This window comes from Leucobacter sp. HNU, assembly GCF_047946755.1.
Lineage (GTDB): Bacteria > Actinomycetota > Actinomycetes > Actinomycetales > Microbacteriaceae > Leucobacter.
The window spans coordinates 644858-659485 of the sequence record NZ_CP178837.1 but is presented as its reverse complement, the minus strand read 5'-3'; the positions used below and the strand labels follow the sequence as shown (position 1 = coordinate 659485).

The 14628-nt window shown below is 71.1% G+C and carries 12 protein-coding genes and 2 pseudogenes; 8 read left to right on the top strand and 6 right to left on the bottom strand.

Features of this window, described 5'->3' with window-relative positions; genetic code table 11:
• Together AB3K78_RS03185 and AB3K78_RS03180 are read right to left on the bottom strand one after the other, a co-directional pair.
• Window positions 1-1263 carry a CapA family protein gene (locus AB3K78_RS03185; protein ID WP_416446121.1) on the bottom strand — a complete coding sequence of 421 codons (1263 nt, stop codon included), beginning with the start codon at window positions 1261-1263 and terminating at the stop codon, window positions 1-3.
• A 55-nt stretch (window positions 1264-1318) separates the two neighbouring features.
• Window positions 1319-2688: pseudogene (locus AB3K78_RS03180) on the bottom strand (M50 family metallopeptidase).
• 85 nt (window positions 2689-2773) lie between these two features.
• Here AB3K78_RS03180 and AB3K78_RS03175 point away from each other — a divergent pair.
• Entirely contained in the window at window positions 2774-3121 is a 348-nt protein-coding gene (locus AB3K78_RS03175) for a TfoX/Sxy family protein (RefSeq protein ID WP_416446119.1), read from the top strand.
• A gap of 32 nt (window positions 3122-3153) precedes the next feature.
• Here the strand turns inward: AB3K78_RS03175 and dxr are convergent, their stop codons facing one another.
• Both dxr and AB3K78_RS03165 read right to left on the bottom strand, forming a co-directional pair.
• On the bottom strand, window positions 3154-4248 hold the full coding sequence (dxr, locus tag AB3K78_RS03170; protein ID WP_416446116.1) for a 1-deoxy-D-xylulose-5-phosphate reductoisomerase: 1095 nt from the start codon (window positions 4246-4248) through the stop codon (window positions 3154-3156).
• A gap of 4 nt (window positions 4249-4252) precedes the next feature.
• Window positions 4253-5245, bottom strand: a complete 993-nt coding sequence (locus AB3K78_RS03165) for an FKBP-type peptidyl-prolyl cis-trans isomerase (RefSeq protein ID WP_416446114.1) — start codon at window positions 5243-5245, stop codon at window positions 4253-4255.
• Between the two features lie 156 nt (window positions 5246-5401).
• Here AB3K78_RS03165 and AB3K78_RS03160 point away from each other — a divergent pair, with 156 nt between their 5' ends.
• Window positions 5402-6085: a lysophospholipid acyltransferase family protein gene (locus AB3K78_RS03160; protein WP_416446112.1), complete on the top strand. Its 684-nt coding sequence runs from the start codon at window positions 5402-5404 to the stop codon at window positions 6083-6085.
• 19 nt (window positions 6086-6104) lie between these two features.
• On the opposite strand, the gene rsmI is transcribed toward AB3K78_RS03160, so the two are convergent.
• Window positions 6105-6926, bottom strand: coding sequence for a 16S rRNA (cytidine(1402)-2'-O)-methyltransferase (gene rsmI / locus AB3K78_RS03155; protein ID WP_416446110.1), 822 nt, complete (start codon window positions 6924-6926; stop codon window positions 6105-6107).
• Window positions 6927-6970: 44 nt separating this feature from the next.
• Between rsmI and AB3K78_RS03150 the strand changes: the two genes are divergently transcribed.
• Both AB3K78_RS03150 and AB3K78_RS03145 read left to right on the top strand, forming a co-directional pair.
• Window positions 6971-8152, top strand: coding sequence for a thioredoxin domain-containing protein (locus AB3K78_RS03150; RefSeq protein WP_416446108.1), 1182 nt, complete (start codon window positions 6971-6973; stop codon window positions 8150-8152).
• Between the two features lie 81 nt (window positions 8153-8233).
• Window positions 8234-9463: an MFS transporter gene (locus tag AB3K78_RS03145; RefSeq protein ID WP_416446106.1), complete on the top strand. Its 1230-nt coding sequence runs from the start codon at window positions 8234-8236 to the stop codon at window positions 9461-9463.
• Window positions 9464-9485: 22 nt separating this feature from the next.
• Here AB3K78_RS03145 and AB3K78_RS03140 read toward each other — a convergent pair whose 3' ends face one another.
• Window positions 9486-10124: a trimeric intracellular cation channel family protein gene (locus AB3K78_RS03140; protein ID WP_416446104.1), complete on the bottom strand. Its 639-nt coding sequence runs from the start codon at window positions 10122-10124 to the stop codon at window positions 9486-9488.
• Window positions 10125-10191: 67 nt separating this feature from the next.
• On the opposite strand from AB3K78_RS03140, the pseudogene AB3K78_RS03135 reads away from it, so the two are divergent.
• From AB3K78_RS03135 to chrA, 4 genes and pseudogenes are all read left to right on the top strand, one after another.
• Window positions 10192-11489 (top strand): annotated as a pseudogene (locus tag AB3K78_RS03135) (aminotransferase class V-fold PLP-dependent enzyme).
• Complete coding sequence (gene sufU / locus AB3K78_RS03130; RefSeq protein ID WP_416446102.1) at window positions 11486-11959, top strand: Fe-S cluster assembly sulfur transfer protein SufU; 474 nt, start codon at window positions 11486-11488, stop codon at window positions 11957-11959. Before AB3K78_RS03135 ends, sufU begins: the two are co-directional and overlap by 4 nt.
• Before the next feature lie 126 nt (window positions 11960-12085).
• Window positions 12086-13243, top strand: a complete 1158-nt coding sequence (locus AB3K78_RS03125; protein WP_416446100.1) for a DUF4192 family protein — start codon at window positions 12086-12088, stop codon at window positions 13241-13243.
• A gap of 102 nt (window positions 13244-13345) precedes the next feature.
• Window positions 13346-14620 (top strand): chromate efflux transporter, encoded by a 1275-nt coding sequence (gene chrA / locus AB3K78_RS03120; RefSeq protein ID WP_416446098.1) that lies wholly within the window; start codon window positions 13346-13348, stop codon window positions 14618-14620.
• Window positions 14621-14628 lie beyond the last annotated feature (8 nt).

Sequence of the window (14628 nt, the reverse complement as noted above, 5' to 3'; positions counted from 1 at the left end):
CTAGCGGGGCTCCAGTTTCACGTCGGGACCGAGGATCTTCGCCGACGCTTCCGCCTGCTGCGCGGGGGTCACGCCGAAACGGGTGCGCGACAGCAGGGCGGCGGAGTCGGCGAGCGGCGTGATCGAGAGGTTCTTGCGCGCGTCGAGCCGGTTCGCCGCTTCGTCGTCGGCGGTCCAGTCGTAGTGCATGTAGGTGAGCACTCCCGTGGGATTCTGCACCGTGACGGGGCCGCCCGCCTTCGCCCGGGCGAGTTCGAACCCGGCGATCAGACCGGTGCGCTGATCGAGCGCGATCTGGGTGTTCAGCATGTTGCCGATCGAGTACCAGACGAGAGTGCGCCCGCCGCCTGAGCGATCGAGCCAGGCGACGGGCTGCAGCACGTGCGGACCGGTCCCGATCACGACGTCCGCGCCGAGGTTCGCGACCTTCTGCGCGAAGCCGCGCTGCTGATCGTTCACGTCGTGGGAGTCCTCGGTCCCCCAGTGCGCCGAGACGATCACCACGTCCGCCTGCTTCCGGGCCTGAGCCATCAGCTGCGTCACGAGCGCGTCGTTGCTCATGAGGTTCAGGGAGACGCCGTCGATCGGCGCGTTCGAGTACTCCGCGAACGAGACGAGGGCGATCTTCACGCCGTCCTTCTCGAAGACCGGCACCGTCTGCTGCTCCTGCGCGCTGCGGTTCGCACCGTCGACGACGGCGGGCTTCAACGCGTCCCAGGCCTTGCGCGTCGCGGCGATCCCCTCGACCCCCTTGTCCGCCGTGTGGTTGGTCGCGGTGTTCACGAGGTCGCAGCCGACCGTCTCACGCAGATCGCGGGCGAACTCGACCGGCGCATTGAACGTCGGGTAGCCGCTGATCCCGAACTCCACGCCGGCGCTCGGCACCTCCTGGTTGCAGAAGCGGACGTCCGCGGCGTCGAGCTCCTTCGTGATACCGGTGAAGAACTGCCCGTAGTTCCAGCTCCCGTCGGCCTGCTTCGCGTTCTGGTTGACCGAGTCGTGCGGCAGCATGTCGCCCATCGCGATCACCGAGACCGGTTTCGGTGCCGCCGGTGCGGTCGACTTCGGCGGGGCGCTCGATGAGGGGGAAGATGCGCCGGAGGCCTTCGGCTGCGAATCGGCGGGATGCGGCATGAGCGCGAACGCCGCAGCCGCGCCTCCGCCGATGAGCAGCAGTGCGACGACGCTGAGCGTGATCGCGAGCCGGGTGCGGCGGGGCGGCCGGCGGCGCACCGGGGCGGCCGGATGCGGAACGTCAGACATGCGACCACAGTACCGAGCGTTGCCCGACTGTTCCCGAGCGCACCCGGCGTTCCCCTCAGCCGAAGAACGAGATGGGCTTCACCAGGTCCGCGTAGACGAGCAGCACGGTCATCGCGCCGAGCACGATCACCACGCCGAAGGTGATCGGGACCATCTTGGCGGTGTCGACGGGGCCCGGGTCGGGCTTTCGCCGGAGGCGGGCGATGCCGCGCTTGATCGCTTCGTAGATCGCTCCGGCGACATGGCCGCCGTCGAGGGGCATGAGCGGAACGAGGTTGAACACGAACAGGGCGATGTTGAGCGAGCCCAGCAGGCCGAACATGACCTGCGCCTTCGCCGCGACCGGCGCATCGGTGCTCACGATCTCACCCGCGAGCCGCCCGACGCCGACGACGCTCATCGGGCCGTTCGGATCGCGCTGCTCCGGCCCGAACGCCGCGTTCCACACGTCGACCATGCGCTGGGGAAGCCCGACGACGACCCCGACGACGCGCGCGACGTTGTCGCCGACGAAGCCGGGCACCGCGGTGATCGGCTGCTGCACCAGCTCCGAGGCCGGGGTCGCGCCGACCATGCCGACCTGCTCGGTCTTCACCGAACCGTCCGAGTTCTTGATCGCCTGACCGTTCGCGTCGGTCGCGACTCGCGTGTTCGTGACGGGAGTGAGCGAGAGCTGCTTGGTCTCCCCGTCGCGCCGGATCTCGATCGAGAGGGTCCGGCCGGGCGACGCGCTGACCGTGTCCCGGAACGCGTTCCAATCGCGGACCGCAGTGCCGTCGATCGACAGGATCTCGTCGCCGGGGCGCAGGCCGGCCGCGGCCGCGGGGGCCTCGGGGTCGTTCGCGGTGCAGGAGGCCTCCCGCTCTGCGCCGCCGACATCAGGCACTCGTTCACCGAGCCGAGGGTCGTGCTGTTCTGCGGGACGCCGAATCCGCACAGCACGATCGCGAAGAAGACGAACGCGAGCACGAGGTTCATGAACGGCCCGCCGAGCATGATGATGATGCGCTTCCAGGACGGGAGCCGGTAGAAGGTCCGCGAGTCCTCGCCGGCTTCGATGGTCTCGGCGCTCGCGAGCCTCGCCTCGTCCACCATCCCGGCGACGCCGCGACGCGGCGCACCCTCCTGCACCACGGAGTTCAGGAACCCGGTGGTCGACTCCCGCGGGGCCTCACCCGGTTTGGCGGGCGGGAACATGCCGATCATCGAGATGTATCCGCCGAGCGGGATCATCTTCACGCCGTACTCGGTCTCGCCCCTGCGGCGCGACCAGAGCGTGCGGCCGAAGCCGATCATGTACTGCGTGACCTTGACCCCGAACAGCTTCGCGGGCACCAGGTGGCCGATCTCGTGCAGTCCGATGGACACGGCGAGCCCGATGAGGATGATCAGGATCCCGAGCACGTAGAGCAGCACATCGAACACCGGTTCAGCGTACCGCCCGCGCGCTGTGGCCGGGCTGTGGCCGGGATCCGCGGCGGCCGAGAAGTACAGGGGCTACACTCCGAGCATGAGCACCAGGGTCGAGACCATCGAGTTCCTCATGGACCAGCTCGGCCACGCGCCGATCTTCCGCACGAAGGCCATGTTCGGCGAGTACGCGCTCTATCGCGACGAGAAGGTGATCGCCTTCATCTGCGACGACGAGCTGCTCATCAAGCCGACGCCCGAGGGACGGACGTGGCTCGAGGGCTTCGGTCCGGTCACGGAGGCGGAGGCCTACCCCGGTTCGAAGATGTACTACCTGATCAGCGGCGACCGCTGGGAGGACCGCGACTGGCTTGAGGAACTCACCCGGGTGACCGCGGACGCGCTCCCCGCCCCGAAGCCGAAGAAGCCTCGCGCAGCGAACCGGTAGCCGTCATCCTGCGCGACGGAGGAGTCGCAGGATCAGCCCCGCCCCGAGCGCGCGGCGATGACGGTCTGCGCCCGTTCGCGCGCCCAGCGCTCGACCTCGGGCAGGGCCTCGAGCGTGAGCTGCGCGGGTGCTTCGTGGGCCTCCAGAACGTCGCGCACGGTGTCGACGATGTCGAGGAAGCCGATGCGCCCGTCGTGGAACGCGTCCACGGCCTCCTCGTTGGCGGCGTTGTAGACGGCCGGGTAGCTGCGACGGGCTCGCCCGACCTCCTTGGCGAGGTCGACGGCCGGGAACGCCTCGGCGTCGAGCGGCTCGAAGTCCCAGCTCGTCGCGCGGGTCCAGTCGATCGGCGCCCCGACGTTGGCCAGGCGCGCCGGCCAGGTGAGCCCGAGGGCGATCGGCAGCCGCATGTCGGGCGGCGAGGCCTGCGCGATGGTCGATCCGTCGATGAACTCGACCATCGAGTGCACGACCGATTGCGGGTGCACCACGACCTCGATGTCCCCGTAGGAGACGCCGAACAGCAGGTGCGCCTCGATCACCTCGAGTCCCTTGTTGACCAGGGTCGCGGAGTTGGTCGTGACGACCCGGCCCATGTTCCAGGTGGGGTGGTTCAGCGCCTCCGCCGGCGTCACGTCGCGCAACGACTCGCGGCTCCGCCCGCGGAACGGCCCGCCGGACGCGGTGAGCACGAGCCGCCGCACCTCGTGCTCGGAGCCGGAGCGGAGCGCCTGCGCGATCGCCGAGTGCTCGGAATCGACCGGGACGATCTGGCCGGGAGCCGCGAGCCCAGTCACCAGATCGCCGCCGACGATCAGGGACTCCTTGTTGGCGAGGGCGAGCGTGCGCCCGGCCTCGAGCGCGGCGACGGTCGGGCCGAGCCCGACCGATCCGGTGATGCCGTTGAGCACCACGTCCGCCGGCACCTCGCGGATCAGCTGCACCGCTTCGTCTGCGCCGAGCCCGGTGTGCTCGACGTTGAACTCCTCGGCCTGCGCCCGTACGCGGTCCGCCTGCGACCCGGCGACCAGGCCGACGACCTGGAACCGGGAGGGATTGCGGCGGACCACGTCGAGCGCCTGCTCGCCGATCGAGCCGGTCGAGCCGAGGATGACGATGCGGCGCACGGGACTACCCCTCGTGGACGGTTCCGAGGATGTCGAGCACGAAGACCATCACGTCGTCCGCCTTGTGGCCCTGCTGCTGCAGCGCTTCGGGGCCGTACCCGCCCTGGTCCTTCGCGGCCGGGACGATCGAGATGATCTGCGAACCGACCTTCTGGCCCTCGAGCGCCTTCTGGAACCCGCCGATCACGCCGGTGGTGAGGAAGTCGGCGGGCTTGCCGCGGCTCCAGCTCGAGTCGAACTCCTTGCCCGTGCTCCAGATGACGCCGCGGTAGTTCACGTAGACGCGGTCGCCGGGCTTGACGGTCTCGCCCTTGCCCTCGATGACGGTCGCGGTCTTCAGGGTCGTCGGGGCCTTGACGCCGCTCGGGATCGTGATCGTCGGCTCGCCGTTCTCGGCCAGCTTGACGGTCGGGAAGCCCTCGGGCGCCTGCTTCGCGGTGCCCTCGGCCTTCTTCAGCAGCTTGCTCTCCGAGAGGGTGCCCGGCTGCTGCTTGGTGACGTCGATGACCGCGATGATCGAGTCGCCGTCCTTGAGATCCGGGATCCCGAGCGAGGAGGCCGGCTGCCCGTTCGCAAGATCGGTCGCGGGCATCGCCATCGCGACGCGCTGCCCCTTCACCGAGCAGCGCACGGCCTGGTAGGCCCAGTTCGGCAGCTGCTGCGCATCGTTCATGAGCGGCGTCTCGGGGATCGCCTGGACGACCTTGCCGGTTCGACCGTTGAACAGGGTGACCGCTGCGGAGACGCCGCCGTCCTTCGCGGTGGCGTCGCCCTTGCCCTCGATCAGCACGGAGCGCTCGAGCTCCTTGGCCGTGATGGGGGTCTTGGAGGTGAGCTTCAGCGTCTTGCCGAAATCGCCATCGACCTGCACCGACTTGCTCGCGTCGCCCGCGGGGGTGCAGTCCTTGGGCATGCCGGGCGCCGCCTGGGCGGAGCAGCCCGCGAGGGCCAGGGGCAGCACGATCGCTGCGGGGATGAGGAGGCTCAGACGCTTCACGAACACGGATCCTTACGGTCGAGGCACGGGTTTCCTCCATCATGCCGGAGTTTCCCCGGCCCCACCTGAGCGCCGTTCCAGGGTCCGGGCGACGGCCGCCAGGACTGGCCGAACGGTCACCCGGCCCGGGGGCGCAGCTGCGGCTAGGCTCGTGGCGTGTCCGATCCCGCAGCAGACTCCGCGCGCCCAGGGCCCGTCTTCTTCATCGGCCGCGCGGTGCTCCGCCCGCTCCTGCGCCTGCGCTTCCGCCCCCGGGTCTTCGGCCGCGAGCACGTCCCCGCCGAGGGTCCGGTGCTGCTGGCGAGCAACCACCTCAGCGGCCTCGACACGATCCTGATCCCCTCGTTCGCACCGCGCCAGGTGCAGTTCCTCGCGAAGGAGTCGCTGTTCTCCACGCGCATCGGCGGCTGGTTCTTCCGCGGGATCGGGGCCATACCGGTGCATCGCTCCGCAGGATCCGCGGCTCAGGCCGCGCTCGACGCCGGACGCGACGTGCTCGCGGCCGGCCGGGTGTTCGCGGTGTTCCCCGAGGGCAGCCGCTCGCGCGACGGCCGGCTCTACCGCGGGCGCGGCGGAGCGGCCTGGATGGCGTTCGAGACGGGCGCGGTCGTCGTTCCCGTGGGCCTCATCGGCACCGATCGCTCGACCCGGGATCCCTCGACCGGGCGCGTACCGCGCGTCGAGCTCCGCTTCGGCGCGCCGATCCCCTTCGACGACCTGGTCGGCCTGCCCGGCGGGCGGGCTCGAAGGGAGGCCACCGAGCGGATCATGTCTGCGATCCAAGAGCTCAGCGGTCAGGACCGCGCCGAGGACTACGCGGCGGGCGGTCGCGGGGCGTAGCCGGGAACGCCCGGACGGTTCAGGCGCCTCGTGCGGCGAGCGCTGCGGCGTAGAGCTCGCGCGCCGACAGCCCGGTCGCCGCGGCGACCTCGCGCGACGCGTCCTTGAGCCGGTCGCCCGACGCGACGCGGCGCTGCACCTCGGCCAGCGCATCGGCCGGCGAGGCGGCGGTCTCGGGCGCCCCGGCCACGACCACGACGATCTCGCCGCGCACTCCGTCCTCGGCCCAGGTCGCGAGCTCTGCCAGTCCGCCGCGCCGCACCTCCTCGTGGAGCTTGGTCAGCTCGCGGCAGACGGCCGCCGGGCGGTCGTGCCCGAAGGCCTCCGCCATGGCGCCGAGCGCGTCCGCGATCCGGCTCGGGGATTCGAAGAACACGAGCGTGCGCCGCTCGGGCGCGAGCGAGGAGAGCACGCGAGCGCGCTCCCCCGATTTGCGCGGCAGGAACCCTTCGAACGCGAATCGGTCGGTCGGGAGTCCCGAGACCGCGAGCGCGGTGAGCACGGCGCTCGGACCGGGCACCGAGGTGACCAGGACCCCGCGCTCGGCGGCGAGCTGCACGACGCGGAAGCCCGGATCCGACACGGTCGGCATGCCCGCGTCGCTGACGAGCACGATGTCCTCGTGCTCGGCGCGGTCGACGAGCGAAGCAGCCCGATCGCGCTCGTTGTGATCGTGCAGGGCGATGAGCTCCGGGCGGGTCTCGATGCCCAGCAGCCGCAGCAGCTGTCCGGTGTGCCGGGTGTCCTCCGCCGCGATCGCGGAGGCCGATGCGAGCGTCTCGCGGAGGCGCTGCGACGCGTCCCCGAGGTTGCCGATGGGGGTCCCCGCGATGATGAGCATGCGTCAATCGTAGGCGCGCAGCTCCGCCTGGCAGAATTGCCGCCATGAGCGATTCCCAGCCTCCGATCCCCGATGAGCAGCCCTCGCCCGTTCCCCCGCAGCAGCCCGGTGCGCCCGTTCAGTCCGGTGCGCCCGTTCCGCCACCGCACCCCTACGCCGCGACGGCCCAGAGCAGCAGCGGGCTGTCGACGGCTGCGCTCGTGCTCGGCTCGCTCGGGCTGCTGCTCGGTCTGGGTGCGATCGTCGTGCTGACCGCGGTCGGCGGGTTCCCGGCCGCCGCGGTCTCGGGACTCGCGATCCTCGTCGGTCTCGCGGGTCTCGTGCTCGGCATCGTCGCGCTCGTACGCAAGCAGCCCAAGGGCTTCTCCCTGTCCGGAATCATCACGGGCGCACTGGCCATGGTGCTCGGCATCTCGCTCTTCGGCGCCTCCCTCGTCGTCGGCGTCAGCCAAACGATCATCCAGGGGTCCGGCGGTTCCGAGTCGTCGGGCGGCACAGAGGGGAACGACGGGTCCGGGGGCGCCTCACCCAGCGCCGACGCATCCGGGCCGAAGGGTATGCAGAGCGGCGGCGTCGTGTTCGGGAAGGATCTGCTCCCGGTCGGCACCCCCGCGCTCGGGTCCGGGGAGCCCCCGGTCCCTTCGAAGGTCTCGCGCGACGGCAAGACCGCCGACGTGCTGCTCTACGTCGACTTCCGCTGCCCCGTCTGCCGCATCTTCGAGGAGACGAACGCCGAGCTGCTGCAGCAGGTCGTCCAGAGCGGCGCCGCGACCCTCGAGGTGCACCCGCTGACCTTCCTCGACAAGGTCTCGGCCGGCACCCAGTACTCGTCGCGCGCGGCGGGCGCCTTCGCATGCACGGTGGAGGAGGATCCCAAGGGCGCCTGGCCGCTGTACCGATCGCTCCTGACCGCGGAGGTGCAGCCGCCCGAGAACACGGCGGGCCTCACCGACGAGCAGCTGATCGCGCAGGTCGAGCGCGCGACCGGCGGTGCGAGCGCACCCCTCAAGTCCTGCATCGCCGATCAGCACTTCGTGCCGTTCGCCCAGGCGATGAACCAGTACACGCTGTCCACGCACGTGCCGAACGCGGTGGATCCGCAGCTCCAGGTGGCCGGCACGCCGTTCGCCGTCGTCAACGGCGTGCCGTTCACCGGCGCCCCGAACGACGCCGCAGCGTTCCGGGCATTCCTCGTGCAGCAGGGCATCGCGCTGCCCGCCCAGTAGCCGTTCCGAGCGAAACCCGGCGCGGTCCCGTCGCCCATCGACCGATGGACGACGGGACCGCGCTGCTATACTCGGTCGGCTATGCACAAATCGCCTCAGTCCCCGACCCTCGTCTCCCTCGCAGGGCTCGGGTACTTCCCGCTCGCCATGGTGGCCCGTCTCCCGTTCGCCATGATGGTGATCGGCGTACTGACCCTCGTGGTGGCGGCACGGGGTTCGGTCGAACTCGGCGGCATCAACTCGGCCATGGTCGGTCTCGGGACCGCATGCGTCGGCCCGCTCATCGGCGCGGCGGCCGACCGTTTCGGCCAGCGGCCCACGCTGCTCCTGGCCGGCGCCGTCAACAGCGTCGCGCTGCTGCTCTTCGCCTGGCTCGCCTACAGTGAACTGCCCGTCTGGGTCATGTTCGTCGGCGCCTTCCTCGTCGGCGCCTCGGCGCCGCAGGCCTCGCCCATGTCTCGATCCCGTCTCGTCACGCTGGTCGGAGAGCTCCCCGTCGAGCGCCGCCCCCGGGTGATGAGCACGACGATGGCCTACGAGTCCGCGGTCGACGAGGCGATCTTCGTCTTCGGCCCGGTCGTCGTCGGACTCCTCGCCACCTGGTTCGGCGCCGGTGCTCCGGTGATCGGCGCAGCGGTGCTCACCGCGGTCTTCATCACCCTGTTCGCGCTGCACCGCACGAGCGCTCCCGCCAAGTCCGCCGAGGAACGGGCCGCGACCCTCGCCCCCGTCTCGGAGCTCTGGCGCCCGCGGCTCCTCGTCGTGGTCGTCGGCATCGCGACGGTCGGCGTCCTCTTCGGCTCGACGCTCACCGGGCTCACCTCGTTCATGAAGGACCGGGGCGCGGTCGAGCAGGCCGGGATCCTCTACGGCGTGATGGGCGTCGGCTCGGCGATCTTCGCCATCGCCATCGCCATGCTGCCCCCGAGCTTCACGCTGCGCCTGCGCTGGCCAGTGTGCGCGGCCATGATCCTCGCGGGAACGCTGCTGCTGCAGACCGCGCACGACATCCCTCGGCTGCTCGCGAGCCTCGCGCTCATGGGCATCGGCATCGGGCCGCTCCTCGTCACCATGTACAGCCTCGGCGCCCTGCGCAGCCCCGCGGGGCGTTCGGCGACCGTGATGACGATGCTCGGATCGGGCATCGTGGTCGGCCAGTCCGCGGCCTCGGCGATCACGGGCACCGCCGCGGAGCAGGCGGGAACGTCCGCTGCGCTCGTGGTGCCGCTGATCGCCGCCGCGCTGGCGCTCGCCTCCGGCATCGCGAACTGGTTCCTCACGCCCGAATCGGAGCGGCGCTCGGGACACTGATCCGGCGCGATCCCGGCCCCGCTCAGGCCCCGTTCACGGGAGTCTCGCGCATGCGGGGCTTCGGCAGATGCCAGCCCAGCTTCCGAGAGGTGAGCCGCAGCACGATCGCGCACGCGCCGCCGATCACGGTCGCGAGCGTCTCGCTGCCGCCCAGCGCGACGACCCCGACCGCGATCCCGGCGCCCAGGATCGCCGAGACCGCGTAGAGCTCGCGTGTGAGCACCCCGGGTACGGTGTTCACCAGCACGTCGCGGATCACGCCGCCGCCGATCGCGGTGATCGTTCCGACGAGGATCGCGGTGAGCGGAGTCTGGCCAGAGACGAACGCGATCGCCGCCCCGTTCGCCGTGAACAGCCCCAGCCCGAAGGCATCGAACACGACCTCGAAGTAGCGGATCCGGGTGATCCCCGGGTGCACGAAGAACACCGCGAGCGAGCCGAGCACCGCCACTGCCAGGTTCGGCCAGTGCGTGAACGACACCGGCGGGTGCACGCCGAGCAGCATGTCGCGCAGGATCCCGCCGCCGACGCCGGTGAAGCTGCCGACCACGATCACGCCGAGGACGTCGAGACCCCTGCGGACACCGACGAGGGCGCCCGAGATGGCGAAGGCCAGGATCCCCGCGAGTTGGAGGATCTCGTACAGCACGGCAGCGGTCACCCGCTCAAGTGTAGGGCGGTGTTCCGCTCCGAGCGGAACACCGCGGTGCGGGTGGGAGAATAGAGGAATGCTGCCTCCTCTCACCGCCGACGGGGTCGCCGAACTCCGCGCGGCCTTCCCGTACTTCGCAGACCTCCCCCGGGTCGACGGCCGGCCGGTCGCCTACCTCGACTCCGCCGCGACGTCGCAACGTCCCGCAGCGGTGCTGGACGCGGAACGGAGCTTCCTCGAGCGCTCGAACGCGGCGGTGCATCGCGGGACGAGCGGAGCCGTGGGCGCGGCGACCGAGGCGTTCGAGGGCGCACGGGCGACCGTCGCCCGATTCGTCGGCGCGGCCTCCCCGAGCAGATCGTCTGGGCCGAGAACGCCACCGACGCGCTCAATATCGTCGCGCTCGGCATCGGCGAGGCGAACGCCGGGCTCGGTGTCGCCGGGTCCGAGCGCTTCGCACTGAGCGCCGGCGACGAGATCCTCGTGACCGAGGCGGAGCACCACGCGAACCTCATCCCCTGGCAGCGGCTCGCGGCCAAGACCGGCGCGATCCTGCGTTGGATCCCCGTGCGGGAGGACGGCACCTGGACCATCGACGATGCGCGGGCCGCGCTGAACGCGCGCACGCGGATTCTCGCCTTCGCGCACGTCTCGAACGTGACCGGGCTCGTCGCCCCCGTCGCCGAGCTCACGGCGCTCGCGCGCGAGCTCGGCGCGGTGACCGTGCTCGACGCCTGCCAGTCGGTGCCGCACATTCCGGTCGACTTCGATGCGCTCGGCGTCGACTTCGCCGCGTTCTCGGGGCACAAGGCGCTCGGCCCCAACGGCATCGGCGTGCTGTACGGACGCCCCGAGATGCTCAACGCGCTGCCCCCGGCGCGCACCGGCGGATCCACGATCACCCGGGTGACGATGGAGAGCGCCGACTTCCTGCCAGCGCCGCATCGCTTCGAGGCGGGCACTCAGCCGGTGTCGCAGGCCGTCGGGCTCGGCGCCGCGCTCGACTTCTCCGCCGCGATCGGCATGGAGCGCGCGGCCGCGCGCGAGCACGAGCTCGTGGAGCGCCTCGTCGCCGGCGTGCTCGAGATGCCGGGCGTCCGGCTGCTCGGCCCGCAGGGCACGCGGGATCGCGTGGCGCTGGCGGCGGTGTCCGTCGAGGGCCTGCACGCGCACGATGTCGGCCAGTACCTCGACGAGCAGGGCATCCTGGTGCGCGTGGGACACCACTGCGCGCAGCCGCTGCACCGCGCGCTCGGCATCGCGTCGAGCACCCGTGCCAGCGTCCACGTGACCACCACCGAGGACGAGATCGACCGGTTCCTCGACGCGCTCCGCGGCGCCCAGCGGTACTTCGGAGTGGAGGTCTCCCGATGAGCGGACTCGACGGGCTCTACCAGGAGCTGATCCTGGATCATTCGAAGCGACCGATCGGTCGCGGCGAGCTCGCGGGGGGCGACGGCGATCTGACCGCCTCGCACCACGAGTTCAACCCCAGCTGCGGCGATGAGATCACGCTGCGGATCGCCGTGGACCCCGGGACCGGCAAGATCGACTCCCTCGCCTGGGAGGGACAGGGCTGCTCCATCTCGACCGCCTCGGCCTCGGTGCTCTCGCAGATGGCTCGCGACGAGGGACTCACGCTCGAAACGGCGCAGCAGCGGATCGACGCGTTCCGGGAGATGATCCAGTCACGGGGCGAGATCGAGCCCGACGAGGATCTGCTCGGCGACGCGGTGGCGTTCCAGGGGGTCTCGAAGTTCGTGATGCGGGTGAAGTGCGCGATGCTCGCCTGGGTCGCGCTGGAGGCCGATCTGCGGCAGGTGGAGTCGCAGCGTCGGGGCTGACGGCCACGGATCCGACGTCTCAATCGTCGTCCACAAGACGCATCTGCGCCTGACCACGCGTGTCCTCCCGGATCGTGTCTGTGGAGGAGCCGGTCGATCTCGGCGTGCACACCCAGTATCGAGGGCATGCACACCGAATCGCACTCCGCTGCTCCACAGATGGCCCGCTGCCGCACCACCGCCGAGTTCCTCGCCGCCCTGCCCTGGCTGATCGGCGAGGCACCGAGCAACTGCCTCCTCGTCGTCGATTTCGCGCGTTCCCGGGCGGGCGTCACGGCACGGGTTCCGCTCCCCAGCGTGCCCGCGCCGGGCATCGCGACCTCGCTCGTCGAGGCGGTGCTCGCACTGCTCGAGCGCTCCGGCTCGAGCAACCGCGAGCCAGCGGTCGTCATCGTCACGGATCAGCGCTTCGGCCCGCGCGGGGAGCCGCCGTTCCGCTCGTTCGCCGACCAGCTCCAGCGCCGCCTCCGACGCTCAGGCTGGACCCCGCGCGAACTCGCATGCATCGCGGCCGACGGTTGGATCGGCTACCTCGACCGTTCCGCGTCCCGAGGCAAGCGCCCGCTGGCTCAGATCGAATCAGCACGGAGCGCTCTCGGCCTGGACCTCGCCGAGATCCCCACCGACCCGGGGCGCCTCCCTGCTCCTCGCCCGGCTCTCGTGGCGGCGGTCGCCGCTCGCTGCGCCGAGCTGCCGGGTGAAGCGCTCTGGCCGTCGCCGTCGTCCGGGACCTGGCCTCGGGAGACCATCGATCTGCTCGAGACCGCCGAGGCGCGGGGCTTCGCCCCGACGCCCGAATGGTGCGCACGATTCACGCAGGCCGTCTCAACGCCGCCGGGCTGGTTCGTGTTCGCCCTGGTCGCCGTTTCCGATCGCGTGCTCATCGATTCGGTGGTCGAGACCTACGGGGCGACGGCACTCGCGCGCACCAGCGTCGACCGGGCCGCGGCCGGATCACCGTCCGCCGCCGAATCGGTCTCCATCTGGAACCTGTTCCAAGACCTCGTCTCGACGCCGCGCATGCGCACCCGATTGCGAGCTCTGCTTCCGGTCCTCAGCGATGCCGCGGCACAGCTCCCTGTCGATCGGCGTCCCGGTCCGCTCTCCCTCATCGCCTGGTTCTGGTGGCTCTGCGGCATGCCGTCGATCGCAGAGCGGCGCATCGCGGAATCTCGGAGCATCGACCCGGGACACGAGCTCACGGGGCTCGCGGAGCGCTTTCTCGGGAACATGCCCGTCGCCGATTGGGCGGTGCCCGCGAGTCCGCTGCGCGCTGCTGCATGATCGCGACTACCCCGCACCACTCGCATGCCGGACTCGGTGAACGCAGCATGAATCGGCGCGTCTTCGCGCCCCCGCGCCGAGCTTCGAGGGCAGAATGGGGCCGTGTTCGAGGTCTTCCGCGTCTTCCTGGTGCTGGGGCTCACCTCGTTCGGCGGGCCGAGCGCGCACATCGGGTTCTTTCACGAGGCCTTCGTGGTGCGTCGACGCTGGCTCGGGCAGCAGGCCTTCGGCGAGCTGCTGGCGCTGTGCCAGTTCCTGCCCGGGCCGGCATCGAGCCAGCTCGGCATGGGCATCGGCCTGCACCGCGCTGGCATGCGCGGCCTCGTCGCGGCCTGGCTCGGATTCACGTTGCCCTCCGCCGTGCTCATGGCGGCGTTCGCAGTGGGTGCCCCTGCCATCTCGGCAGCGCTCGGCACGGGTTGGCTCGTCGGACTCGGAGCGGCGGCCGTCGCGATCGTCGTCCACGCGGTGTTCGGCATGGCACGAACCTTCGCACCAGATGGATTCGGATTCCTCCTCGCAGCGCTCACCCTGCTCTGCACCATCGCGTTCCCGCACCCTTTCGTCCCGGCGATCGCGATCCTGCTCGCCGGGGTCGCGGGAGCGTACCGCACCGATCGAAGCCGCGGCACGAACCGCAGCGCGATCAGCGGGGCCGGTGCCGAGACTTCCGAGGATCCCCGTCCGCCGATCGTGCCCGCTCCGGACGATGCGCCGCTCCGGATTCGCCTGCGCACGCATACGGCCGTCGCCGCGCTCGCGCTGTTCTTCGGGCTGCTGCTCGGGCTCCCGCTCCTCGCCGCCTCCAGCGGAGGCGGCGTCCTCACGGGCGTCGACTCGACCTACCGCGCCGGCGCGCTCGTCTTCGGCGGTGGCCACGTGGTGCTCCCCGCGCTCCAGTCGGCGTTCGTGGACACCGGCGCGATCTCCCCGTCCAGCTTCTTCGCCGGATACGGCGCAGCCCAGGCGATGCCCGGACCGTTGTTCACCTTCGCAAGCTATCTCGGTGCCGAGGGCGCGATCCCGCCCGGTGGGGCGGTGTCCGCGGCGATCGCCACGGTCGTGATCTTCCTCCCCGGAGCCTTGCTCCTCGTCGGAGTGCTGCCCTTCTGGACTCGTGTTCGCGGGTTCGCCGTGGCGCACCGCGCACTCCACGGCATCAACGCGGCCGTCGTCGGCCTGCTGGCTGCCGCACTCGTGGGGGCGATCGCCGCGTCCTGGTTCCCCGAAGGGGCGCCTCGGCCCACCGCGATCGTGCTCTCGCTTCTCGCGCTGGCGGCAATCACCGCACGGCGCGTGCCGCCCTGGGCGGTCGTACTCGCGTCCGGCGCGATCGGCGCGCTCGCGGATGCCGCCGCTCGCGGACTCGCCGGCTGACGGCTCGC

Excerpts from the sequence above, each read along its gene's own strand:
- sufU (WP_416446102.1), top strand. The coding sequence starts at position 11,486 with ATGAGCGGACTCGACGGGCTCTACCAGGAGCTGATCCTGGATCATTCG.
- rsmI (WP_416446110.1), bottom strand. The coding sequence starts at position 6,926 with ATGCTCATCATCGCGGGGACCCCCATCGGCAACCTCGGGGACGCGTCG.
- AB3K78_RS03185 (WP_416446121.1), bottom strand. The coding sequence starts at position 1,263 with ATGTCTGACGTTCCGCATCCGGCCGCCCCGGTGCGCCGCCGGCCGCCC.
- AB3K78_RS03125 (WP_416446100.1), top strand. The coding sequence starts at position 12,086 with ATGCACACCGAATCGCACTCCGCTGCTCCACAGATGGCCCGCTGCCGC.
- AB3K78_RS03145 (WP_416446106.1), top strand. The coding sequence starts at position 8,234 with ATGCACAAATCGCCTCAGTCCCCGACCCTCGTCTCCCTCGCAGGGCTC.
- AB3K78_RS03150 (WP_416446108.1), top strand. The coding sequence starts at position 6,971 with ATGAGCGATTCCCAGCCTCCGATCCCCGATGAGCAGCCCTCGCCCGTT.
- AB3K78_RS03175 (WP_416446119.1), top strand. The coding sequence starts at position 2,774 with ATGAGCACCAGGGTCGAGACCATCGAGTTCCTCATGGACCAGCTCGGC.